A 24,564-nucleotide genomic window follows, 5' to 3' on the forward strand; every position below is an offset into this window, starting at 1 on the left:
GCAACGCCGCAAGGTCGCTTGACATCTGGGCTGAGGCTTTAACTTGACACCAATGATTATGAGCTTTGCTAATAAAACCATTGTTCTTACAGGTGCATCAGCAGGAATTGGGCGAAAGCTGGCAATCTCGTTAGCCCAACAAGATGCAAATTTAGTCCTAGCGGCTCGTAATCAAGAAGAATTAGAACAGACACTGACTGCTTGCACAAATCATACACAGAATGTGATTGCAGTACCTACAGACGTAACTCAAGCATCAGCTTGCCAGCAGTTGATAGAGAGAGCGATTGGCGTGTTTGGGCAGATTGATATTTTCATCAACAATGCCGGGATCGGAATGCTGACGTGCTTTGATGAAGTGGCAGATTTGTCCATTTTTGAGCGGGTAATGCAGGTTAATTATTTAGGTGCGGTCTATTGTACTCATTATGCCCTACCCTATCTAAAAGCCAGTCGAGGACTATTAGTAGCGATTTCTTCAATTTGTGGCAAAACAGGTGTACCGACTCGTACAGGTTACGTTGCCAGTAAACACGCTATGCAAGGCTTCTTTGATACATTACGGATAGAATTGCACTCAACAGGAGTAGATATATTGGTTGTTTCACCAGGGTTTGTCGCCACAGATATTCGGCAACGAGCGTTGGGAGCAGATGGAAAACCATTAGGCAAAAGTCCGCGTGATGAAACGCAAGGCAATATGTCAGTAGATGAGTGTGTACATCAAATTATCTGGGCGATGGAGCGGCGTAAAAGAGAACACATCATGACGTTGAAAGGTAAAGTACTCCCTTGGGCAAAGCTAATTATGCCAGGATTGGTTGATCGTATAACTGCTGCGACTGTTCGCAAGCCAACTGCTACCCAGAAGTAACCAGAACTTTAGAAACTGCGTTGAGAGTATATAAATCTCCATAAATTTTAGTACTGCGTATTAGAGCTTGATTGCAGCCTTCTCCTTGCCTACTCTCTACCACTAGACTCCGCACTGAACACCTTTATGCACTCACCTGCCACAGCGCACCTCAGTTATGATAATCCCCTCGATCAGCAGTCATTATAGAAAATCAAACTACTCTTCTTATTGAGCGACAGCTTATAATATTCTATAAAGATGATTAAGCCTAAAAATTTGTATCGCGGACACTCAATGGAAAAAGTTGGTCACGGTAAAAGAGCGGTATTTAAAACAACTATCAACGAAAAAGAGTGGTCTGCCGTGACTGAATTAGAGGTAAAAACAGCAATTGATGCTTGGATTGATGAAGGAGTAGAGCCTTAATTATTGCCTACATAGCTATACTTTGTGCAGATATAAATAGTTGTGTTGCGAAGCTGGGAGGGACAGAATAGCCGATGATTGACCCAGCCGTAGCAGTCTCGTTGGGAAACTCGTACCAACCGGGAAACCCTTGCAAAATGGCTGCACCTTGGATAGACCTGACTTTTCCCGTTAAGTCTCTTTTGCAAGCTGCCAACCCTCACAGAGATCGTGTAATTTTAACCAACCTCGCCACAGTACTTGAATGCCAATTGGTGTTTTGCTTCGGTGTTCTAGGTAGCCGCCAAGACGAGCAACAGCTTCAACAGCCCAACTAACAGTTAGCACTTTGGGCAGTTTAGGAGATTTAGCTTTCAAAATTCTCAGTTCTAAAGGATTCAGAATTTCAATCGCGGGGGCGAAAGGCTGGGTACGGTGTAAATAAGTTAACTGCAACAGTTCAACAGCAATTACACCCAAGAAACCAACTAAGGTTTTCATGCCCTCAGCAGCCAGCCTGTATCGTTCTACCTGGCAACCAGATTTGAAGATTTTGTGATATTCCTCCACCCGCCAACGGTAAGAATACCAACGTAAAATCGTAGAAGCCATCTGGATATCTGCGACAACTTCTGTAGTCAACAGCATCCATTCGACAGGTATTTCACCTTCTGGACAATCAACTTCTGTGGCATAAACAGCATACACAAGTAGAGGGTCACGGTTATCAAAACGATAGGGGATGCGGAGATTCACGGGACAAAATCGTACAGATAGCTTGGCTTTCCGGGCAGAACGCTTGCTCGTCTTGGGTAATTCGATTTCCTGTTCCAGACTGACAGGTTGTGCTTCTAGCTTTGACCAAAGACGCTCGCTGTTCAGTTTCTAGGCTGCGGTTATGAGCTGCACGTACCAAAACTCCTGTGTGCTGAAGTTGACGAATTTTATCGAAAACTTCTGTGATATCACCTTCTCGGTCGAAAGTATGAACCACTCGTGTGTGCTTACTTACAAGGTTTTCTACAGTGGTAAGTGCCTCTATCCACCTGTAAGATTCTTTCTCTTCAAAGGGGCGTTTTCGGGCTTCTTTTCGAGCTGCTGCTTGCCGTTTTTTCTTCTGTGTCGGCGTTTCATCTTTCGGTGGTTTCTGTTTTAGTTCACGATTCCAAAGTTTTTGCCACAACAGACCTATGGATTGACCTTTCTCAGGCTCTATCGCTAAGGCACTGTGTAATATTAAACCATTACCTGCCTTGCCAATTGGGCCATAACCTTCTCTTTTAGCCTCAATACTGCCAATATGCTGCGCTGTTTCTTTAATCCTTTGCCAGTAAGCATTTCAAGACTTAACGGGAAAAGTCAGATACATATACCCTTTAATTCAAGGTGAGTGTGTATTTGGGGAACACTTCTATGTTCCTGGTATCGTAATGCTCCTATATAAGCAATCACATCCAAACCAAATTCGTTTTGTGGTAGAGCGAGTGACCCTTCTTGCTCTGGTCGATATGCTTTTTTATACCGCAGACATAACTTATTTTGACATCGACGAATTTTTAGCTGTAGTTCTACTACCCCATTTAACGTTCTTATATGTCGAGGATTATTGTATTCATTCCACATTGCTTGACCACACGAAGGGCATTTTTTTTGAACACAATCTAGTACTTCAAACGATGTTGCCTCTGGTTTTAAACTTTTTCTTACCAAGTTGTTGCACCATTATTTCACTACAAGCTCAAGATTACAGGATTTCTGCTCCTCTCTAGTAAGTTTTGCCACGCTAGGTCTTTACTGTTTTTGCAGTGGAGTAGACGATGAGTAAACAAGAGAAATCAGAGGTATTCGGGAGGCTGGAGGATTCGGTGCAGAGGTTTTCCTTTTTTCAACAACTTTATGCAAGACAACCTATAAATTACCAAAAGTTAACTATTTGGAGATATGTACTAGCGGACAGTCGAAAAATTGCATAGATGTCGAGCGCTTTCATTCACATTTTGATGATTCTTCAGATAATCGTGGACAATATTGCAGCTACGCTCCAGAAGATCCTCTAAATTAAAATCCAAAAAAGTAAACTCTGCCGTCTCATCGCTTCCTAGAGCAAGCGTTTTACCATCAGCACTAAAATGGATAGACTTAACCGAAGAAGTAGGAGGAAGCTTGAAGGATGCAATTTCTCGCTCCGTTTCAATATTCAACATTTTTAATTCATTTGAACCTAAAACAAAAAGTATTTTGCTATTGCCGTTGAACTGAATGAGAGCCGCACGGTTTAAAGATGGTCTAATCGTTTTTAACAATTTGCGAGTTGAGAGCTTCCATAGCTGAATCGTGTTATCGGATTTAAGTAGTGCCAACTCATCGCTGGTATGGCTAAAGGAGATATTTTTGACACCAGAAGGTATCTCAACAAATTGAATGGGTTTCCCTGTTGAGACTTTCCATAATTCCAGCTTACCCCCCTTTTCATAAAGCCCTTGGTAATCGCTACCTAAAGCTGCAACTATCGTGCCATCCGGACTAAAGTGAAGTTCATCCTTGAGCCAGGCTGAATCTGATTGACTTGCGTACTCCTTGAGGGTAGCAATTTCTTTGCCCGTGGTCGCATCCCAAATCTTGACGGTGTCATCTGACATTGCCGCCGCTACCTCGCGACCATCCGGGCTGAACTCAAGAGTAGATGCGAGTTTGTGAAACGGTAGGTCGATAGTATTGAGGATTTGACCGGTTGCCAGTTCTCGCTTCTGTAGTTTTCCGTACCAGTTCACAGTTGTAATTGTCTTGTTGTCATTACTGATACGAGCGGCGCTCACTAGCACAGCATCCCATCGCTTTAACTTATAAATGATTTTACCGGTTGAGCGATCTTGTCTTCGCATTGAACCATCCGTTCCGAGAGTTATGAGGTCCTTGCCATCTCTCGATATAATTGGAGGACGATCAATGTCACGAGAAGGATTAATGTTGGGAAGATCCAATTCTGCCCCGGTCGAACTGTCAAAAAACTTTGCAAGGCCACTGTTGCTGATCGCCGCTATCACCTTTCCATCTGGACTAAAGCGAATTCCTAAACCTACAGCGAATCCTCGTTGACTGAATAGTACAAACTCGTCAGATAGTGTTTTAAGTAGCCTACCCGTTGAGACATCCCACAAATTGAGTATAATGTGCCGACCTTTAGCATCATCTCCAAAGCTGGCAACCGCAACTTTTTGACCATCTGGACTAAAGGTAGGATTAAAAATTTCTCCCAATTGTTCTATCGTACTAAGTTTTGTTCCTTCTCGGCTCCAAAAAGAAACCCTACCTTTGCGTTCGGTGTTAGCAAATAATGGATCGTCTCTATCGTAACTGTAGGATTTTATTGCAATCATTTTGCCGTTAGGACTAAAAGAAATCTGAAAGGGAATGTCAGGAAAAATATTGTTTGTCCTTACTTTCTTACCCGTTGAAGTATCCCAAAGCGAGACTAAACCCTTATCATTTCTGTCAAAAATTCCTCTATTAAAATCATATTTCTTCTCATCAATTACCGCAATTAATCGTTCATCCGGTCCGAAAAATGTTTTGCCAGGAACGGGTATGTTTCTAATTTCTCTGTTTTCTAAAATATTCCAGTAATGTACACTGTGATTGTTGAGGGTACTCGTAGAATAGACGAGAGTTTGACTGTTCGAGCTGATGTAGATGTCAGAAAGTCTGTCGTCTCCTACATCAAGAGTTTTGAGTTCCTTGCCTGTTGAAACTTCCCATATTTTTATAACGTTGCTTGGATAGATAGAACCACAAGAGACAATAAACTGACCGTTTGGACTAAAGAAAATACTTTCAATCTTCGAATTTCCCGAGTCCGAGAACCCCGGCAGTGTTTTGAGTTCCCGTTCGGTTGCCACATCCCAGAGTATGATTGTGCCGTCATAATTAGCTGCCGCGATAGTCTGACCATCAGGGCTAAAGCGGATTTTACTCACTTGGCTCAGATGTCCTTTAAGCGATCGGATTTCTTTGCCCGTTGCCCGCTCCCAAAGTTTCACCGTGCCATCTACAGTCCCCGATGCCACCATTTTCCCATCCGGACTGAATTGGACATCATCGACCCACTCTGAATCTCCCTGAAAAACATTAGTTTTTTTGCCCGTTTCACCATCCCAGAGCCTCACCGTTCCATCGTAATTAACACAGGCGATCGTCTTTCTATCGGAACTCCATGCCAGTGAAAAAGGTCCTCGCTTGGCAAGTTCGCACTCCGGTAAGCTGAATGTTTTTTGCTCTACTTTCGTGCCGATAATTTGTTGCAATGCTCCTAAAACTTGATATTTGGTTCCCGTTTCGATGCCAGGAGCATGTTGCAGTTCCCGGCCTGCTTCAATAGCCCTGAGCGAGGCTTCTTGGAAGAAAGTTTCGTATCTCTTAGCCTCTTCCTGCTCTCGTTCTTTAGGAGGGTGGTCTTTGGATGGAGCGGAGTCTTTCTTGTTAGAGTAATATCCCCGGTGTGATAAAGCCAACAGTGACTGTGACTCTACTACTAGTGCTTTAATGCGCTCATTAGTTGCGGCATTGGTGGCTTGCCACCACCCCAATCCTGCTATAGCTGCTAGTCCTAATGCGCCTGCTAACCCGCCAGTTAATCCGACAATTATGCGTTTTCGTTGACGAGACAACTTATCTTTCTCTCTTTCCTGTAAGCCTGAACTAGCTTTTATATATTCCTGCTCTGCAACCAACTCCTCTGGGCGCTTTTGTAACCAATCTTCAGCATCAGCTAAAGGTTTGCCACGCAGCAACGCACCTTCATCCCTACGAGTAGCATTCCATTGCTGCATTCCTACTCGTAGTCTTTCTTGCCAAGCACGAAAGCTGCGATCTATTTCTATCCATTGCCGCAGTTTATTCCAATTACGAATTAGTGCTTCATGGACAACTTCTACCGTTTCTTGATCAGCAGTATTGCGACTTGTAACCACCAATCTTGCATTAGCTATTTTTGAAACTAATCCCCAGCTTGTTTCACCTAATTCCGCTTTGGTTGCCAGCCTGAGCGTATCTTCTGTTCCCTCACCCGGACGAACTAATTGAATAAAAATCCGTCGCACCTGTTCTTGCTCGGTTGCATTCAGTTTGTCATAAATTTCATCTGCATAGCGGGCTAGAGCGCCTTGTACATTACCAATCGCATCATAGGCTGAATGAGTTAATTTTTTACCCGTTCGTTGTTGCCATAACAGCGTTAAGGCAAACTCCAGTAGTGGTAAATTTCCTGGTTTATCCTCTACATCGTTTAAAATACGTTCCTCTAGCCCCGCTTCAAAGGTTATTCCAACTTTCTCAGCAGGCTTTACAATTACCTGTGAAAGCTCGGAGGGATTCATTGACCTAATTTTGATATCAGTATTCTGCAATAAATCTCCAAAAGCAGGATAAGATAAAGCATTTCCTAAGAAATCTGCCCGCATTGTTGCAAGTAGCACAGGAGGTGATTGGAAACTAGACAAGGACGATTCAAAGCCAGCTAATAATGTATCTAAGAAACTAGTTCGGGTTTTTTCATCGTTGCAAAGAGTGTAAAGTTCTTCAAATTGGTCGGCAATCAACAACACCCGATGATTAGGATGCTGACGCTGAATATGGGAAAAGATATCAGGAAGTGTTACCTTGTCATCGTGAAAATATCTAGCTAAAGCTCGTGCTTGGGCTATCTGCACAGTAGCATCACCAGTTGTGTACAGAGGAACTAGGGCCTCAGCCAAAGCATGAAAGGGGTCGGAACCAGGACGAAAGTGAGTAAATAGCCAATAACCTTGTTGTTGTAGCTTTGGTATTAATCCTGCCAACACTACGGAAGATTTACCGCTTCCCGATGCACCTAGCACAGGAATGAAATTACGCTTTGCCGTCGCTTGAATCAGTTCTGCGATAAAAACATCGCGTCCGAAGAAAAATTCGGCATCATTAGGGCCAAAGTGAAATAAACCTCGATAAGGGCAGGGAAGATTATCATCAACATTGGTGTCATCTGAAGTAACGGGTGCTGCCTTTATATCTTCACGGTAATAATAGTTTTTAATATTAATAACGGCATTACCTGTTGCTGTATTAGCCAGGTATTTTGCTCTAGTAATAGTTTGCTCAAAATGTCTATTATCTTGACTCTGACTATTATTGTTACCTTGAATACTTTGTATACCTCCTTTAATTATTGAGCGTTCAACATTTTGTTCAATACTTTGATAGAGAGGAGGTAGAAAAGAATTTTCTTCTGATGCATGTTTTTTATTCATGGCTATTTTCTGGAAATACATCAAAACTTTCAACTATGAACTTAAATGAATAATTATTCCATCGTGAGCAAATAATTTTGAGAATTGTTATTGTACCAATCCCCTAAAGCCGCAATAGTAAAATCTGCTGCTGGATGATTAAGTAGTTTTTTAAAGTTAAAAACCCCTTCAGAGTTTAATGCATTAATGATTTTTTGCGCCAAAAGCTGATTATTTTGAATACATTTGATAGCTTCTGTTGCTACAGCCATTTTTCCAAGAGTTGTGTCAATGGGAAAAGCCTGACTTAACTGCTCTAACAGTTGCTGAACTTCTGCTACGGCATCAGTAAGAGTTGATTGTTGCTCTTTTGAAGCATAAGTGTGGGAAATTTGCTGGTTATTATTACCTTGAGATGCCTGCATTCCACCATACACATGACCGCCATTGACATTTTGAGAAATGCTGCCCATATGTTGAGGCTGTGAGTTTTGTTTTCTTGAAGAATCTTTTTGAGTTGTCTTCTCATTCACAGGGATAGAAGGACGTTTTCTAGCCTTAAGTATGGGGGTTTGCGATTCAGGAATTCCTTGTAAATCAACCGAAGTACAGCCAAATTCAAAACAATCCTCATAAGGTCTACTTGCACCAAGCGCGTTGTAGAATCCAATAGCAAATTTAATCGCTGCTTTATCACCTATAGTTTGATTCATCCCAATTACATAATCTATATGTTGGTGAATTGCTAAAGCTTGAGTCTCGCTGTAACAGGCGTTGAGTAAAACACACTCAATTTTGTCTTGAAACAGTCCAAATAATCTGGCTAGTGATTCTGTACTCACTAGCTGCATTTGCCCAGAATTATTTTCTAAAGCTAAACCATGATTCCCCGCTCCATGTCCAGAAAAGTGAACGATTGCAGGCTCATGCTCTAACAATACACGGTGTAAGTCGTCAACTCTTAGTGCTAACTCAGTTAGTATTTCAAACTGTGCGCGATTTTTGGCTTGCCTGAGTGCGGTTTGAATTTCCCGTACCTCTTCATCCAAGCGCAGCTTGTCTGTGTTTTTAGGGTTTGCTGATAATAATAAAATTTTTTTCACAATCTATCTGTTGTTTTGTTTAATTTTTATATAAACACAGTTAGTTTTTCAAATTTCGGAAAATTATTTATTTTTTTCTATTTCTTTATAATTCTAAGCAAGCTTAACAATAAAAAACCAACCTTTAGAAGCTAAATCGCAAAAAACCTTTCCTTAGCAAAGAATTCTAAAGGAGCCAATTATGATGGCTTAAAAGCCCATTATTCAAATATAGCAAGGCAAGCAGCTTTGATTTCTGAATAAATTAATTACAGAGGCAAATAAGTAGAAGTCTTGGCATAACAGAAACAATGAAGTGTAATAAAATTTTCAAAAACAGCTATATATTTTATATATTTATTTTGGTGACTAATTATTTTTTAGTTGAAAACAAATTACAACTATTTATTACAACAAAGATTAATAATTAATCTTTATCACGATTTTGATTTATCACCCTTTAGGTGGATGATTTGGGTTAAGCATCAGGAGGAACAATTAGTTTTCTTCTAACTTGTTCTTCTTCTATTTTTTGAGTAGTAGCAGCCTTAATTAAATCTTCTGATAAAGGTCTATCTTGTACCGTTGGGTCACGCGAATCGTCAAACGATTTTTCAACAGTAATTGCATCAACCACAGGCGGCTTTCTGATGACCTCATCTTCCTCAGAAGACTTATCTGTACTTTTTGCATCATTAGAGTGGTTAGATTGAGAACTCTTTTCATCCATAACTGCATCTAGTAATACTCTAGTTGCTTGATATGTTTAATTGTAGAGTTTCTATTTACATCTTGAGCTATGGAAAAAGCTATTTTTACAAAAATTAATTTTAATTACTTTAATAAATTAATTTCTACTGCTCCCAGTGCTTTGAGAGTTGTTTTCTGTGCTGGAGTTAAACCAATGACACCAGTAATATTCATCCCTTCATAAGGCCTGTTTGCTCTCAGGGTTTTTAAACACTCTCCAGTTTCTACATTCCAAAGCCTGATAGTCTCGTCTTTGCTGCCGGAAGCTAACATTTGACCGTCCCGACTAAAAGCAACTGACCAGACTACCTTTTGATGCCCCTCAAATGTTCTCAAATTTATGCCTGTACCTGTATCCCACAACTTAAGTGTTTGGTCATCGCTACAGCTAACTAATCTTCGACCATCCGAACTAAAAACAACCGACCTTACTCTATTGCTATGCCCAGTCAAAGTTTGCAGACATTCCCAAGTAGACGTATCCCACAGCTTAATTGTGTGATCGCCGCTACTGCTTGCCAATAATTTGCCACAGGGACTAAAAGCTACACAAAGTACCCAGTCTTCATGCCCAGCCAATGTTTGCAAACAAGCACCTTGAGTAACATTCCAAATTTTGATGGTTTGGTCATCACTACCGCTTGCGAGTATATTACCTTGGGGACTAAAAGCGACTGACTTAACTCTGTGGCGATGTCCAAGCAATGTATTTAGACACTCACCAGTGCGCCAATCCCAAAGCTTTACTGTTTGGTCGCGGCTACCACTTGCCAAAATCTCACCATTAGGGCTAAAACTTAGCGATTGTACCCAATTATCATGCCCCCACAATGTTTTTATACATTCACTACTTTGGGTATCCCAAAGCTTAATGGTTTTGTCGTCGCTACCACTTGCCAAAATCGAATTTGATGCTTCACTGACAACTGCTTTGGGAGCAAAAACAACTGATGAAACAATATTTGTATGCCCACGCAATGTTCTGATGCATAGCCCTGTCGATACATTCCACAATCTAATCTGATAGTCTTCACAACCACTTGCCAAGATTTGATCATCCCAACTAAAGGCAACAGATGATACCCAATTGCTATAAGCTGTTAGCGTTTTCAAACATTGTCCAGTATGGAAATCCCATAATTTTACTGTTTTATCATTACTGGCACTAACTAATGTTCGCTCATCAGGACTAAAGACGACTAACCAAACCCTCTCGGTATGCTCTTGCAAAGTTTGCAGACATTCTCCTGTTGAGACATCCCAGATTTTAACTATTTTATCTTCACCTGCTGTCGCTAATACCTGACCATCTGCACTAAACGTAACTGCCCAAACAAAATTACTGTAGCCAGGTAGTATTTTGACACATTCTCCGGGCTGTATATTCCATAATTTAACTGTATTACCTTCGCTAGCAACTGCCAGTGTCTGTCCATCTGGACTTAAAGCTACAGATAGTATCCAATTGATCTGGATCTCTAAAATTCTTAAGCACTCTTGATCACTAATATTCCACAGCCTAACAGTTTGATCTTCGCCGCTACTGACTAAAGTTTGTCTATCTGGGCTAAATGCAACCGAAAGTACCCGCCCTTTATGTCCTTGCAGGGTTTTGAAACATTGCCCAGTCTGAATATTCCACAATTTGATTGTGTGGTCGTTACTGCCACTTGCAAGAATTTGCCCATCCGGGTTAAAAGCAACGCATTGCACCCAACTGCTGTGACCACGCAGAGTTTTGAGACATTGCCCAGTCTGAATATCCCACAATTTAATTGTGTGGTCGTTACTGCCACTTGCAAGAATTTGTCCATCCAGGCTAAAAGCCACTGATACCACCCAACCTGTGTGGCCTCTGTAATAAAGGAGTTGTTGGCTATCTGCAACTTGCCACAAACAAATTTCGTTATCAGTTCCTGTAGCTAGAAGCTTTCCATCCCCACTAAAGGCGGCTGATAAAATACCTGCATTAGTTTGAGTAAAAACCGATTTAGTTAAATTTGAATTTGTCAAGTTTACTTGGTGTAAGTTCATGCCTTGCAGGTAAGCTTGCCAAATGGTTAACTCAGAAAAATCATAGCCGCTGACATCTATTTTTAGTTGCCAAAGCAGGTTGATAATATTTCCAATTGCATAACCAGGAGTTTGTGCTGCTAAAAGCCGTAAATTGGACAATAGTTGATTTAAATATTTTTCAACATTTGCGAATTGAGCTTGTAATCTCTCAGCAATTGGTTTGAGAATTAGGCGAATTTGGGTGTTTCTCAAGTAATCTTTGGCAGTAGCTTTAATCAAAGCAAGAGTATGCAATAGCCCAACTTGTTGAGAATTTAATTCTTGGTTAACTTCATCAATGAATCTGTCAATCACATACTCCATAACCACAGGCTGTTGAGTAAAATTTGCTCTGGAGTTTTCAATTAAAGACCGACGTAATAGGGATTCTAAAGCTTCTATTAAAGTCTTTTGGTTAGGAGACGGTACAATATCTTGAGCTAATTCTCCCAGCGAAATCCACTCGCGATTAATCGCCAACCAATACATGATTTGTTGTTCTAGAGCTGATAAGCGATTAAACTGCTGCTCTAGCAATTCTCTGATATCACCAAAAATAACAATACCTTGTTCTAAAAATTGACCAATGTCACCATTAAATAATTCTATAATCGTTGTTGCTACGATCTTTAATGCTAGAGGATTTCCTGCATAATGTTTTATTAATGCTTGACTATTGTGTTGGGATATAGCAAAGCCTTTTTCTTGAAAAATCAAATAACCTTCGTCATGTTTTAAGCCGCTTAATTTCAATGAACGAACAGGCAAGTATTTTCCTTCTTTGTAACTCAGCCCTTTAGGTTTTTCTCTACTAGTCAACAATAAACAGCTTTGATGAGTGCTTTCACCAATACATCTGAGCAATTGTCCATATCCCTCATATCCTGAACGATATGCCCCAGAGGTGTTGTGACTAGATAAAATTGACTCAGCATTATCCAGTATCAATAAGCAGCGTTTTTTACACAAGTACTTCAGTAACTGGGATACTTTACCGTCTACAGTTTCTGGTAAGTTTGTTTCCTGTTGCTGAGAAAGAAAGTAAATTAGCTCTTTTAAAAGTTCCTGGACTGGTGGAGCATTACGCAGACTCCGCCAAATCAAATAGTCGAATTTGTCCTGTACTATCTGTGCAACTTTTACAGATAAAGCTGTCTTGCCAATGCCACCCATCCCAATTACAGCAATCAGTCGGCATTGCTCATTTACAATCCATTGTTCTAAAGTTGCAAGTTCTTCATTACGCCCATACAACGCCGAAACATCAATTGCCTCTCCCCAATCCTGGTGTTTGCTAGTAGTTTTTTTATCGGCATTTTGGTACATAGTCACTGATGGAGCCTCAAAATCTAAATCAGCGACTTCTCTCCAATCGAGTGCCAATCTCTGACAGAGTTCTTCGAAAGTCGCATGATCCACAGGTTTCCCTGTCAGGAAGTTGCTAACTGTGGCTAGAGCAAGTCCTACTTCCTCTGCTAAAGTTCTTTGGCTGGGAAAGCTATTACGCCTGACTGCCAATTTAACTTTTTCAACGCAATCATGACGAACTTTGAGCGATCTAGGCATAGCTAATTGCAAGCAACTATCTAAATTTTACACGCTCAAGTCAGTCATAAGTTAGAACAACTCAATAATATTCAGGCTGGAAGTTAGGTATCAGTAGAGTTTGATTAATATATCAGGTTCAAACAAGCAGAACTTGATATTCAACAAAACTCAAATTTTTTGGAGAAAGAAGATGAAAGACAATCAGTATGCACAACTATTCACTGAATTAACGCCCGCAGAAGCTGCCATTATCGAGGGAGGTAGGAGAGTTATCTTAGATAAAGTTCAGTGCATCAAATCTGGTGCAGATGGCTTTTTAAACTCAGACGATCTCTTTATCAAAATTGGTGATGATCGGGTTTGGGGACCTCGCAGCATAGATGATGGAGATATCAAGAATCTTGATAACATAGGAAGAGATTTCAGCGGCACAATCACGATCAGTCTTCGCGATCAAGACCCATTCAACCCGGATGACCCAGTTGGTAGTTTTACTGTTAGCAGCCCAACAAACGGCTTAGTAACGAAAAGAGTGACTGGAAGCGGCTCTACGTATGACGTGACTTACAAAGTTACTTAAAAGATGGACAGAGGCTACAAAGCAAGCTGAATCACTCTCATTGCTTAGATTATAGCTTTGCAGCAGTAGTCTAACTCCATAAGCTTGCTCTGAAACCTTATGGTCGGGGCTTCCGCCCCGACTGTTCTTTCTTTGCTCTTTATTAACATTCTTCCTAAAGATGAAATACCAAAGTGTACTACAACACAGTGAAGAAGACTGCGGTGCTGCCTGCCTTGCTACTGTTGCCAAACATTACGGACGCACTTTCGCTATCAACCGCGTCCGAGAAGCGGTCGGTACAGGAGCACGGGGAAGCAGCCTGCTGGGTTTGAGTCGTGGTGCAGAAGCCCTTGGATTCAATACCCGCCAAGTCAAAGCTTCTCCACAACTGCTTAACCAATTGGACAAAGCCCCTCTACCAGGCATCATTCACTGGAAAGGTTACCACTGGGTAGTTTTATACGGGCGAAAAGGAAAAAAATATGTAACTGTCGATCCCGGTGTCGGCATTCGCTACCTCACTCGCAACGAGTTGACCGCTGGTTGGGGCAACGGCATAATGTTGCTGCTTACGCCAGATGACAGCCGCTTTTATGAGCAGTCGAACGATAAAGTGGGCGGAATAGGGCGTTATCTCAAGCGAGTTTGGCCCTATCGCTTCCTTCTGAGTCAGGCAATCCTGATCAATATTATGATCGGTCTGCTCTCGCTCGCCTCCCCTTTTATGATGCAACTGCTCACCGATGACGTGCTAGTGCGAGGAGATACGCAATTACTGACAACTGTGGCGATTGGGGTTATCTTCATGAATCTGATTCGGAGTGCGATCGGGTTAGTCCAGTCATTCCTAATCGGTCACTTTGGCCAGCGCCTGCAATTAGGACTGCTCTTTGACTATGGGCGGAAACTGTTGCACTTGCCCCTCGATTACTTTGAGGGTCGTCGTAGTGGAGAGGTAGTTAGTCGCATTGCCGATGTTAATGCCATCCACTCTCTTGTTGGTCAAATTGTCCTCGGTTTACCTAGTCAGTTTTTTATCGCCTTGGTTTCCTTGGGCTTCATGCTCTTTTACAGTTGGGGGCTGACTTTGGCTTCCCTGGCTGCCTTTATTATTGTCACCCTTGTCAATCTGCTTTTTCTCCCAGCCTTGCGCCAGAAAACCCGCGACATGATTGTCTTGGGTACAGAAAACCAAGGCTTTCTTGTCGAAACCTTTCGCGGAGTTCAAGTTCTCAAAACCACCCAAGCCACTCCCCAAGCTTGGCAAGAGTATCAGACGAATTATGGTCGGCTTGCTAACTTGGGCTGGAGTACGATGAAGCTGGGGCTCTATAGTAGTACAGTGACTAGTATTCTTTCCACTTTTATTAGTATTGCCCTACTCTGGTTAGGTAGCTATTTAGTAATTAATCGCACTTTAAGCATCGGTCAGTTGCTAGCATTTAGTGGTATGAGTGGCAACTTTCTCGGCTTTTTGGGTTCAGTCATCGGCTTAGTTGATGAGTTCATCACTGCCCAGATTGTCATCCAACGTCTGACAGAGGTAATTGATGCTACCTCAGAAGACGAAAAAGACGAGAAAAAACCTTGGGCAGAACTTAAGAGCAATGCAGATATTACTTGCACCAACCTTAATTTTCACCATGCAGGTAGAGTTGATTTGCTGCAAGATTTTTCGCTGACTATCCCTGGTGGTCAAGTCATAGCCTTGATTGGCAAATCCGGCTGTGGAAAAAGTACCCTTGCTAAACTACTTGCAGGTTTGTATTTCCTCCAGTCTGGCAATATTCGCTATGGCATCTATAATCAGCAAGACCTCTCGATGGAATGTCTGCGGCAACAAGTAGTTTTAGTTCCTCAAGAACCACACTTCTGGAGCCGCTCAATTATTGACAACTTCCGCTTCAGCTATCCTCAAATAACGTTTGAACAAATTGTTGAGGCTTGCTCTATTGCTGGTGCAGATGAATTTATTAGTAAACTACCCGACAAGTATCAAACTGTTTTAGGTGAATTTGGCGCGAATCTTTCTGGTGGACAACGACAGAGATTAGCGATCGCTAGAGCTATAGTAACTGATCCACCAGTATTAATTTTAGATGAATCGACTGGCGCTCTCGACCCAGTGAGTGAAGCCGAAGTGCTAGACAGACTCCTGCACCATCGGCAGGATAAAACCACAATTATGATTAGCCACCGCCCCAAAGTCATTGGGCGGGCTGATTGGATTGTACTGCTCGAAGAAGGGTGTTTGAAAATTCAAGGCACTCCAGAGGATCTCCACCATCAAGCTGGTGAACACTTAGACTTTTTAGACGGCGTTGACCCATTTACAAATGGTTTAGTGCCTAAATCCTTTAACTCTAACGGTAAATTCAGCACAATAATCAGTAAATAAAATAGCATGATTAGCCATTCCAACTCCGACTACCTGCCCCCAATTCAAGACAACGAGTTTCTCCCGTCACTTGGTCGTTGGACTATTTGGGGCGGACTAGTTCTTGTCTGTGCTGTGGGGTTAGGCGTTCCACTCGCCTCTATTACCAAATATAAAGTAACGGTTAAAGGACAAGCAGTCGTCCGCCCTGCTGGTGAATTGCGGCTCGTTCAAGCTGCTACCGAAGGTCAGGTGACGCAGGTTTTTGTTGCAGAAAATCAAGTTGTCAAAAAAGGGGATATCATTGCTACTATTGATAACTCAAAGCTACAAACCAAAAAGAGCCAACTGCAAAGCAACATTGGGCAAAGTCGTTTACAACTCTTTCAAATTAATGCCCAGATTAACGCCATTGATAGTCAGGTTTTAGCTGAAACTGAGCGCGTCAACCGTGCGATCGCTGCATCTGTTGCTGAATTAAGCGGTCGTAGCCGGGACTATCAAGATAAACTTATTACCACCGCTACTGATGTTGAAGAAGCGAATGCCAATGTTAAAGCTGCGGATGCTAGTCTTAAAGCAGCTCAGTCAAAGCGGAATCGATACGAGGGTGTAGCCAAAGCCGGAGCCTTGTCTCAAGATCAATTTGAGGAAGCACAATTAGCTGTTCGCCAGCATGAACAAGCTCTTCAAGCAGCTAAAGCCAAATTGGAACACGTGCAAACTGCTCTCAATCCCAGTAATGCACAAGTAGCGATCGCTTATAATCGCATTGCCCAAGAAAAAGCTACTGGTCAAGCCAACATTGCTACTTTAGATAAAGAACGCTTTGCTCTAATCCAGCAACGAATTGAAATCCAAAAACAGCTAGAGAGGGACACCCGCGAACTCCAACAAGTAAATATCGACCTCAGTCAGACTGTGATTACTGCCACAGCAGACGGAATTATTTCTAAATTAAACCTGCGAAACTCCGGTCAAACTGTGCCTGCTGGACAGGAAATTGCCCAAATTGTCCCCAGTGATGCACCCTTGAAGGTAAAGGCAGCAGTAACACTTCAGGATAAAAATAAGTTGAAACAAGGTCAAATTGTACAAATGCGGGTTTCTGCTTGTCCTTATCCAGATTATGGTACTCTTAAAGGCAAGGTTAAGACGATTTCCCCAGATGCAATCGCACCTCAAGGGAATGCTGCTAATGCCACTGACACAACATCTGCCAGCCAGAAGATGGCAGTCGTTGGTGCGTACTATGAGGTAATAATTGAGCCAGAAAGTCTTTCTCTAGGTAGGGAAAAACATCAATGTGCGCTCCAGTTAGGAATGGAAGGTACAGTCGATATTATTTCTAGAGAAGAGACTGTGATGCAATTCTTTCTGAGGAAGGCAAGGTTGATTGCAGACTTGTAACTAGCTCTACTGGAAATGGGAACGAGAACCGTTATATGCGAGAAGTTGAAAGTGTTCTCCTCTGAGGTTGACGGCAACAAACGTCACCCCATACACTCGACCCAATCGCACACCACAGACCTACACTCGCTCCCAAAGTTAACCCATACCTGCCACTGCCCCAGGTATGCGTTCCAATAAGGCTCACCATCAGCAACACCGACAGCCGAGCCGATTGTGGAGACTAGCTGTTGGTAGAACTTGCCAACGCTGTCGAGTCCAAGGCGCATTTTCAGCTTCAGCCCCTTCCATCGTTGAATAGCAATATTTTCTGGGGTATGTGGTGCTGTGTCACTGAGTGGTGTTGCAAAGACTATATTATTAGTGCCTGACACCACTTCAGTATTGTGCGATATGGATAGTGATGTTGTGTCAGTTACTGGTGTAGTTGTACTTATATTATTAGTGACTGACACCAATTCCCTTGAAAACGCTTCATCCCGATTTAACCACTGCCCAAAAATAGAATTACGCTGATCATCAGGTGCAACAAACTGGTAAACGCACTCCCGATTTTCACGCTTACCCAACCGACCAACGTAGTCCAATTTCAAATCAATCTTTGCAAGTAGTTTCTGTGCGATCGCTATGGAAGTAAGTTTTTCCGAGATACTAACATTCAGGTAATTCTTGATAACATGCCTGTGCTGAACAGCCAGCGCTTTAAACTCCAGCATCTTCTCGTCGCTGCCACGTAACTGAACATCTGGCGTAAGAAACTGCAACAGATTCAGATTTTCAAGTAACAACACAGCAGGCAATAACTGCCCCTTGTTAAAATCCGGTTTCCAAATCGAATTCTCCCCAACTTCTAACAGGGAGCAACGCGAAAAAGTGAGATCGAGGTTTGGTTCTCAATTACACGTCTATATTCTCAACAAAACCTAGTATTTTAGTTGCGCTCGCATCCTGAAACAAGCTATATACGCCCCAGGTTTCAGCACCTCACAAAATCGCGTTGCTCCCCTTCTAACATCTGTCACCAGTTGAGCAAACTTCTCACGGTCAAGATCCTTAAACTCCAGCATCACGCGACGACGCTCATTAATCGTTGCCCAAAGTATTACCCATCTCCTCCAACAGCGATGGCGCTGTTTCGCCTACGGCTGGCAATCGCCAGCCGCAAGTAGAGGCGAAAAATACTTTTAAAAACCTTTTAGTAAAAAACTTTAGAACTTAAGTTTTTACTTGGGTTGCCACAATGGAGTGATATCAGGGTTTCCAGCAGCAGATACGGCATTTCTAACCTACTGCGGTACGGTTTACACACCTTTGATTTTTGTAAAGCTATTGTAATATTTATTTATATAAAGCAATATTTGCTTAACTTAGCAAACTGAAATAAAAGCTATGAACCAACCCATTGAATTATCTTTAGAACAAGAATTTAGCCTTAGAACTTTCGTGGATCTTGTGCAGCAGATGTCCCATGAACAAGCTCAAGAATTTTTGCAGATGCTGTATAAGCAGATGATGATAAGGGAAAAGACTTACCAAGAATTGCTCAAACATCAGTGGGAAGTTGGTTCAGGTTCAATCTTGCGTTAAAACAAACTTGCTCCCGTCAACTGTAGAAAGAGCCAATACTGGTAAGCCCAAGCTGCATTTTCAGCTTCAGCCCCTTGCAACCTTGAATAGCAGCACTTTCTACCTGGGTGAGTGTTTGGGGAATGTCAAAGGATATTATGTGAATTACTTGTGTGGTCATCTCTTTTGTGCTAGCGATTCACCAATAACCATGAAAATTGCAAATCCTTCAAAACGTGGGCGCTTAGAGGGATTTTGGGTATTGATATTTGGTATTGGGTTTTTTGACAGCTAGGTTAAATTATCTGCTTTCTTAACTGCTGACTTTAACTCTTCAAATGTAATACTACCGTCAGAGTCTGAATCATAATTTACTAGCAATTCCTGGGGAGTACTGATATTTGTTTCTGATGAAATGATTGTACTTAAGCCAGGGCTTAAAAAAAGATCATTAATGGAGATTTTGCCGTCTTGATCGGTATCTAATTTATTAAAAAGAGATTGAAGCTCTTGCTCGGTTGCCATAAGTTTCTATCTGAAGAACCGTTTTTCAACTTAATATCTCATTAATCTCTGATTAATCTCTCAAAATTAAATAAACTTGTGTCTTTAGACGTAGAAACTGCGATCGCTGGGGCTTAGATTGGGTGTATCTGCCACCAATTAAGCAAATTTGTCAGGGCAAGCGTATTCAAACTCCAGCATCACACCGCAACGCTCGTCAATCGTTAGGGTACTGAGTAATTCTTTAATAAATATATTGTATTGCCCATTTCTTGGCTTGAGCGATTCTTCGAGAACACCGCACATCGCAGAAATTTTTGGTGTATCGAATGTATCTTAAGTTGCTCCCGATGTGATAGCATACCTTCAACAATTTTAGATAGCATACCTAATCCATGAATCAAGTTCGACTCTCTAAAGTTAGCGTTGCCGTGATTGGTTTGGTAGTTGCAAGCGTATTTCATGCTACTCCCGTACTGGGAGCGATTCTAACTAGACAAGAATTTTCAGGTGATTTTACCTTAGTCGATGCTACTAGCCCATTCCTTACGAACTCTTTGCCATTCAAGAGCGAATATTCAGGATTCGTGGTTTACTCAAAGTCCGGGACTTTGAGCGATTGGGAGCTATCCGTCAACAATCTAAACTTGAATTTGAAGAAAGGATCTACTAATGGCGGTAACTTAACCCCAGATGTTGATTTTGAGCTTGGTTCTGGGTCGAATTGGAATTTAGTAGTTGATTTTGGCATTGCTTTTGATGCTCCAAGATATACCTTAGAAAAAACTTCAAGCTCTGAAATTACCTTGACGGGTGAAGTGGGACTGGCAGGAACATACATCTATCAAGATTCTGCTGCCAATATTACCCTGAGTTCTTCATCTACATCAGTACCAGAACCCACTTCCCTACTAGGTCTATTGTTTGGAGTTAGTGCAATTGCTGTCTCTAAAAAAGCTGGGAAGACGAAATAGTAAAGCATGAATTACTCAACTCTTTACCAAAGCTTTCTCTCACTACACCATCACCAACCAATCACAAACCACAGACCTACACCCGTCTGTAAAGCTGACCCAAACCTGCCACTGCCCCAGGTATGCGTTCCAGTAAGGCTCCCCATCAGCAACGCCAACAGCCTCACCAACCTTGGAGATTAACTCACTGTAGGAAGAGCTAATACTGTCCAAACCCTGCTGCAATTTCAGCTTCAGCCCTTTCCAGGCTTGGACTTGGGGGCTGGACACTACCTCTTGTAATATTTGGGAGGTTGTGTCAATCACTGGTGTCGATAAAACTATATTATTAGTGACTGACACCAACTCACTGTATGATGCTTCATCTCGATTTAACCACTGCCCAAAAATAGAATCACGCTGATCATCAGGGGCAACAAACCGATAAACGCACTCCCTGTTTTCCCTCGACCCCAACCGACCAATGTAGTCCAACTTCAAATCAATCTTCGCAAGTAGTTTCTGTGCGATCGCTATCGGTGTGTGTTTTTCCGAGATACTGACATGAAGATAATTCTTGATAACGTGCCGATGCGTTACAGCCAGTGCCTTAAACTCCACCATCTTCTCGTCGTTATGTTTAGAAGTTTCCTCAACCAAATCTTTTAAACCCTGATTGAGAATTTCAACTGCACGGTCTAACGCTTCAATTTTCGCTCGACGAGTAATTTGCTCAAGGGCATCTAAGTAAGCTTGACTACCAGCTTTGCCTAAATGTTGATATCGAGAACCTTTCCCATCAGTTTTGGTGAGAAATATTGGGTTGGTAGCTTGTAGTTTGTAATACCAGTACGTATGATTACGCCCTTTAGCTAGATAGCGGACAATCCAACATCCGCTGGGAGCGACCTGACCCGAAGCAATTATCGACTGGATTTCTTGCTCTATGTCTTTTTTGGCTTTAAGCAGTTGGTCAATGCGCTTAACAAGTTGCTCTTCTTTAGAGAGCTTACAGTCTTTTGGCATAAAACAAACAACTAATGGTTCGCGTATGTCGTTCGCGAACCACTTTCTCATGTTCAAGCCAGAACCAACGAAACTTAGTCGATTAATTTAAGATTTTGGTGTAGTAGCCAACCCTGGCATAAAGTTTCTAGCTCTAACCAACCTCTCCACAAAACTTGTATTCCAATTGCACTATTTTTCCTATGCTCTAAGTATCCACCGAGACGTGCAATTGCCCGAATCGCCCAGTCAATATTTAATTGGACATCCTTTTTCAGTTGATGTGGAGTACAAGAGAGCAACACATCTATTTGTAATTTAGTTAACACAGTAACCGCATTCAGATGCGGACAGTTGCGGTGCAGATAAGTTATTCGTAATAGCTGTGCGGCAATTACAGTTAAAAACCCTAGCATCGATGACATACTCTCACCAGCCAAACGATAGCTTTCTGCTTTGCAGCCAGATTTAAGAATCTTATGATACTCTTCCACTCGCCAACGATACGTATACCAACGCAAAATTGACGCGGCATCTTGTTGGGAGAGTACAGATTCACTTGTTAATAGCATCCACTCTACTGGTTCGCACCCATCAGGACTATCAATTTCTTTTGCATAAACAGCATAAACATTGAAACGGACGGAGTTTTTTAATCTTGAAGGAGGACTTATTGAAATTGGACAAAATCTAACTTCTAAAGTTGCAGTTCTTTTTGAACGCTTTTTGGTTTCAATTAGTTCAACCTCCTTTACAAACTGTACTGATTGAGAAGATATATGTGACCACAAATAAGAATTTTCTACCTCTAGGCATCGATTATGAGCCGCTCTGACAACAACACCTGTATTTTGGGAATGACTGACTCGTGCAAATACCTCTGCAATATCGCCTTCCCGGTCAAAGACATGAACGACTCTTGAAGTCTGTCCCCCTATGGGAGTTTTTAAACTACTAAATAGGTTTTCTACTTTTTCAAACGCTTCCACCCATCGGTAAGACTCTTTTTCTTCAAATGGCTTTTTTCTTTGAGCTTTGCGTTTTTCTTTTAATCGCTGTTTTTTCTGTTCGGGTTCTTCAGATATGGGTGGTTTTTGGCTTTTTTCTCGATGCCATAACTTCTCCCACAACAGCCCTAATGGCTGACCAAAATCTGGGTCTAATGCTAAAGAGGTGTGTAGAATTAGTCCATTTCCACCATTTCCTGTCGGACCGTAATCGTCACGTTTGTCTAGTATTTTATTGTAATCAAGAAAACTCGTATCCCCTACCGCTAGCACAACTGGTATGCCATTTATCTGTCGCGCTGTTTGTTTAAAAGAGGGTTGAGTCAATTTAAAAAATGTTGTTTTGGGATTAGAGAAAAATTCGTAACCGCGTTTGAGATCGCTGGCACTTTTAAATACTTTTGATAATGGCTCTCCATATTTTACAGACAAACACTCTGCAATCGATACTGCTCGTTGAGTTAAGCGTTTGTCTCCAAAATCACACTCTTTATACGGGTTTCTCTCTAATATTTTCATTTGCACCCATGTCACTCACACCTACAACGACAATATCAGCAAATATAAAGATCATTTTTATGGAAGAATGGTTCGCGAATATCATTCGCGAACCATTCTCTCCTTTCCATATCCCGTGAAAAGTCAGGTAGGCTAATGAAGCAGCGATGGCACTGCTTCGCCCGTCAACTCTTGGAGACGCAATGCATTCGGCATCACAAACTGAGAGTTCCAGATTATTCTGATTCCCGACCTTAAAACTATTAATTTTCTAAACCTCTTATCAGGCAACTATTTCAGCTTTTTTTAGTGCGATTCGACAATAATACTTTAATGTACAGGGATGCGAAAATTTACCCCAACTTTGGTATTTTAAGAATTAAAGAATGAGAAAATTGTCTGAAAAAATTAGATTATGTCATACGAATTCATTCTTGATAGTATAACACGCAAATCTAACTTAGTTTCGTTTAAGTTGGAAGACATTCGGCTTCAAGTAGAGAATAACGAAGTTGCTGATGTTACAGTTAACTTGGATTATATCGATGGGCTGAACCCAAGTGAATTAAAAAGTATCGTACCCATTGCTAATAATATCAAAGATTACCTGACTAATTATCTAAATAATCCTAATGACTTATTTGAAGTTATCAATCGCAATCTCACGAAAGAACTGCTAACTGATGACAATCTAGGGCTTTCTGAAGTGCTAAACTCTTTAAGCTTGAATCTTGATGTCGCACCTGCCATTATTCCTTTCCAATTTGACAGCACAAATACTCGTACCCCAAATGGTAACATAAACGATATTATTTCATTTCGTTTAGAAGACATTACATCTCCAATTGATGGCGGTATAGTTGCCGATGTTACTGTTAATTTAGATTATGTTGATGGAATTGACTCAAGTGTATTTAAAGATGTCATACCCATCGGTAATTACATTAAAGATTTCTTGGCAAATTATCCAGTAGAAGCAGGTCTTTATGAAGTTCTCAATCGCGACCTTACCCAAGGATTACTAAATGATAGCAATATAGGACTATCTGGGGTATTGGACTCATTAAGCGTTAATCTGGCTGTGTCACTAAAAATTATTCCTTTCCAATTTGACACCACAATTACCCGTACAGCCAATAGTGATATTAACGATATTGTCTCATTTCAATCAATACCTTAGCCAAAATAAGAGGATGAGAAGAGAGGGCTGATGTAGTAGAGTTATTGTCTCTCACAACGACAACTCAAAAACTACAATCAGCCCATGTCCGATATCTTATCGGGAGCAATGCGATTTTGTGAGATGACCCCACTTGGAGAGCGATCGCTAATAAACTCTTACGTATATAATAAATATTTAATACAATAATCCGAGTAATATTCGCTAGAAGACACAACATGTTCTAAAAACATACTGTCACCCTTACCCCAATTGGGACTACAGTCTTTGGACGAAGCGAATTTACTACAGTTTTGTGATAGTACAAAGAAAATTGACCATTCTGGACGTTCTTGACATTCATGAGGCTTAATGTCTACTAGTTTGCGGATATGGTGAACTTCAATATTATCCGTTGCCCCGCAAATTTCACATTTTTGGGCTAAAAGACGTTGAACGACTTCACTACGCCCGTTCCAGATATTATTAGCCAGACTGTCGTCTATTGTGACCCACTTATTCCACCGCAAACAGACATTGAGCAAAAGAGATGCGAGATGCTAAAAA

General features: G+C 41.5%; 20 protein-coding genes and 1 pseudogene. 8 read left to right on the forward strand and 13 right to left on the reverse strand.

Annotated features, from left to right (window positions below; all coding sequences use genetic code 11):
• Positions 1–58 precede the first annotated feature (58 nt).
• Together RMY27_RS05395 and RMY27_RS05400 are read left to right on the forward strand one after the other, a co-directional pair.
• Positions 59–874, forward strand: coding sequence for an SDR family oxidoreductase (locus RMY27_RS05395; RefSeq protein WP_322661121.1), 816 nt, complete (start codon positions 59–61; stop codon positions 872–874).
• A gap of 240 nt (positions 875–1,114) precedes the next feature.
• Positions 1,115–1,282: a hypothetical protein gene (locus tag RMY27_RS05400; RefSeq protein WP_273770043.1), complete on the forward strand. Its 168-nt coding sequence runs from the start codon at positions 1,115–1,117 to the stop codon at positions 1,280–1,282.
• Between the two features lie 171 nt (positions 1,283–1,453).
• On the opposite strand, the pseudogene RMY27_RS05405 reads toward RMY27_RS05400, so the two are convergent.
• The 6 genes and pseudogenes from RMY27_RS05405 to RMY27_RS05430 form a co-directional block, all read right to left on the reverse strand.
• Positions 1,454–2,558, reverse strand: a pseudogene (locus RMY27_RS05405) (IS4 family transposase); the annotation flags it as partial.
• 62 nt (positions 2,559–2,620) lie between these two features.
• Positions 2,621–2,884 carry a hypothetical protein gene (locus tag RMY27_RS05410; RefSeq protein WP_322661124.1) on the reverse strand — a complete coding sequence of 88 codons (264 nt, stop codon included), beginning with the start codon at positions 2,882–2,884 and terminating at the stop codon, positions 2,621–2,623.
• 323 nt (positions 2,885–3,207) lie between these two features.
• On the reverse strand, positions 3,208–7,542 hold the full coding sequence (locus tag RMY27_RS05415; RefSeq protein ID WP_322661126.1) for a WD40 repeat domain-containing protein: 4,335 nt from the start codon (positions 7,540–7,542) through the stop codon (positions 3,208–3,210).
• A 53-nt stretch (positions 7,543–7,595) separates the two neighbouring features.
• Entirely contained in the window at positions 7,596–8,624 is a 1,029-nt protein-coding gene (locus RMY27_RS05420; RefSeq protein WP_322661127.1) for a CHAT domain-containing protein, read from the reverse strand.
• Positions 8,625–9,081: 457 nt separating this feature from the next.
• On the reverse strand, positions 9,082–9,333 hold the full coding sequence (locus tag RMY27_RS05425; RefSeq protein ID WP_322661128.1) for a hypothetical protein: 252 nt from the start codon (positions 9,331–9,333) through the stop codon (positions 9,082–9,084).
• Between the two features lie 104 nt (positions 9,334–9,437).
• Positions 9,438–12,974 carry an NB-ARC domain-containing protein gene (locus tag RMY27_RS05430; protein WP_322661129.1) on the reverse strand — a complete coding sequence of 1,179 codons (3,537 nt, stop codon included), beginning with the start codon at positions 12,972–12,974 and terminating at the stop codon, positions 9,438–9,440.
• Between the two features lie 172 nt (positions 12,975–13,146).
• Between RMY27_RS05430 and RMY27_RS05435 the strand changes: the two genes are divergently transcribed.
• The 3 genes from RMY27_RS05435 (at position 13,147) to RMY27_RS05445 (ending at position 17,305) form a co-directional block, all read left to right on the forward strand.
• Positions 13,147–13,536, forward strand: a complete 390-nt coding sequence (locus tag RMY27_RS05435) for a hypothetical protein (protein WP_322661131.1) — start codon at positions 13,147–13,149, stop codon at positions 13,534–13,536.
• A 160-nt stretch (positions 13,537–13,696) separates the two neighbouring features.
• Positions 13,697–15,916 carry a peptidase domain-containing ABC transporter gene (locus RMY27_RS05440; RefSeq protein ID WP_322661132.1) on the forward strand — a complete coding sequence of 740 codons (2,220 nt, stop codon included), beginning with the start codon at positions 13,697–13,699 and terminating at the stop codon, positions 15,914–15,916.
• Between the two features lie 6 nt (positions 15,917–15,922).
• Complete coding sequence (locus RMY27_RS05445) at positions 15,923–17,305, forward strand: HlyD family secretion protein (protein ID WP_322661134.1); 1,383 nt, start codon at positions 15,923–15,925, stop codon at positions 17,303–17,305.
• Between the two features lie 83 nt (positions 17,306–17,388).
• Here RMY27_RS05445 and RMY27_RS05450 read toward each other — a convergent pair whose 3' ends face one another.
• Positions 17,389–18,096, reverse strand: coding sequence for a hypothetical protein (locus RMY27_RS05450; protein WP_322661137.1), 708 nt, complete (start codon positions 18,094–18,096; stop codon positions 17,389–17,391).
• A 598-nt stretch (positions 18,097–18,694) separates the two neighbouring features.
• On the opposite strand from RMY27_RS05450, the gene RMY27_RS05455 reads away from it, so the two are divergent.
• Positions 18,695–18,892 carry an NblA/ycf18 family protein gene (locus RMY27_RS05455; protein WP_322661139.1) on the forward strand — a complete coding sequence of 66 codons (198 nt, stop codon included), beginning with the start codon at positions 18,695–18,697 and terminating at the stop codon, positions 18,890–18,892.
• A gap of 16 nt (positions 18,893–18,908) precedes the next feature.
• Here RMY27_RS05455 and RMY27_RS05460 read toward each other — a convergent pair whose 3' ends face one another.
• The 3 genes from RMY27_RS05460 to RMY27_RS05470 all read right to left on the reverse strand — a co-directional run bounded on the left by RMY27_RS05460 (position 18,909) and on the right by RMY27_RS05470 (position 19,681).
• Positions 18,909–19,052, reverse strand: a complete 144-nt coding sequence (locus RMY27_RS05460; protein ID WP_322661141.1) for a hypothetical protein — start codon at positions 19,050–19,052, stop codon at positions 18,909–18,911.
• A gap of 110 nt (positions 19,053–19,162) precedes the next feature.
• A complete protein-coding gene (locus RMY27_RS05465) occupies positions 19,163–19,396 on the reverse strand; it encodes an EF-hand domain-containing protein (protein WP_190920267.1) in 234 nt (77 codons plus the stop codon).
• A 138-nt stretch (positions 19,397–19,534) separates the two neighbouring features.
• Complete coding sequence (locus RMY27_RS05470) at positions 19,535–19,681, reverse strand: hypothetical protein (RefSeq protein WP_322661143.1); 147 nt, start codon at positions 19,679–19,681, stop codon at positions 19,535–19,537.
• A gap of 89 nt (positions 19,682–19,770) precedes the next feature.
• Here RMY27_RS05470 and RMY27_RS05475 point away from each other — a divergent pair, with 89 nt between their 5' ends.
• Positions 19,771–20,349, forward strand: a complete 579-nt coding sequence (locus tag RMY27_RS05475) for a PEP-CTERM sorting domain-containing protein (RefSeq protein WP_322661145.1) — start codon at positions 19,771–19,773, stop codon at positions 20,347–20,349.
• Positions 20,350–20,391: 42 nt separating this feature from the next.
• Here the strand turns inward: RMY27_RS05475 and RMY27_RS05480 are convergent, their stop codons facing one another.
• On the reverse strand, positions 20,392–21,354 hold the full coding sequence (locus RMY27_RS05480; protein ID WP_322661147.1) for a hypothetical protein: 963 nt from the start codon (positions 21,352–21,354) through the stop codon (positions 20,392–20,394).
• 74 nt (positions 21,355–21,428) lie between these two features.
• On the reverse strand, positions 21,429–22,859 hold the full coding sequence (locus RMY27_RS05485; RefSeq protein ID WP_322661149.1) for an IS4 family transposase: 1,431 nt from the start codon (positions 22,857–22,859) through the stop codon (positions 21,429–21,431).
• Between the two features lie 394 nt (positions 22,860–23,253).
• Between RMY27_RS05485 and RMY27_RS05490 the strand changes: the two genes are divergently transcribed.
• Complete coding sequence (locus tag RMY27_RS05490; RefSeq protein WP_322661151.1) at positions 23,254–24,018, forward strand: hypothetical protein; 765 nt, start codon at positions 23,254–23,256, stop codon at positions 24,016–24,018.
• A 158-nt stretch (positions 24,019–24,176) separates the two neighbouring features.
• Here the strand turns inward: RMY27_RS05490 and RMY27_RS35445 are convergent, their stop codons facing one another.
• The gene (locus RMY27_RS35445; RefSeq protein WP_416212310.1) at positions 24,177–24,542 is read right to left on the reverse strand and encodes a hypothetical protein; all 366 of its coding nucleotides are present in this window, start codon (positions 24,540–24,542) and stop codon (positions 24,177–24,179) included.
• Positions 24,543–24,564 lie beyond the last annotated feature (22 nt).

The sequence above is a fragment of the Nostoc sp. DedQUE09 genome (assembly GCF_034530915.1).
In the GTDB taxonomy this organism is placed as follows: Bacteria; Cyanobacteriota; Cyanobacteriia; order Cyanobacteriales; family Nostocaceae; genus Nostoc.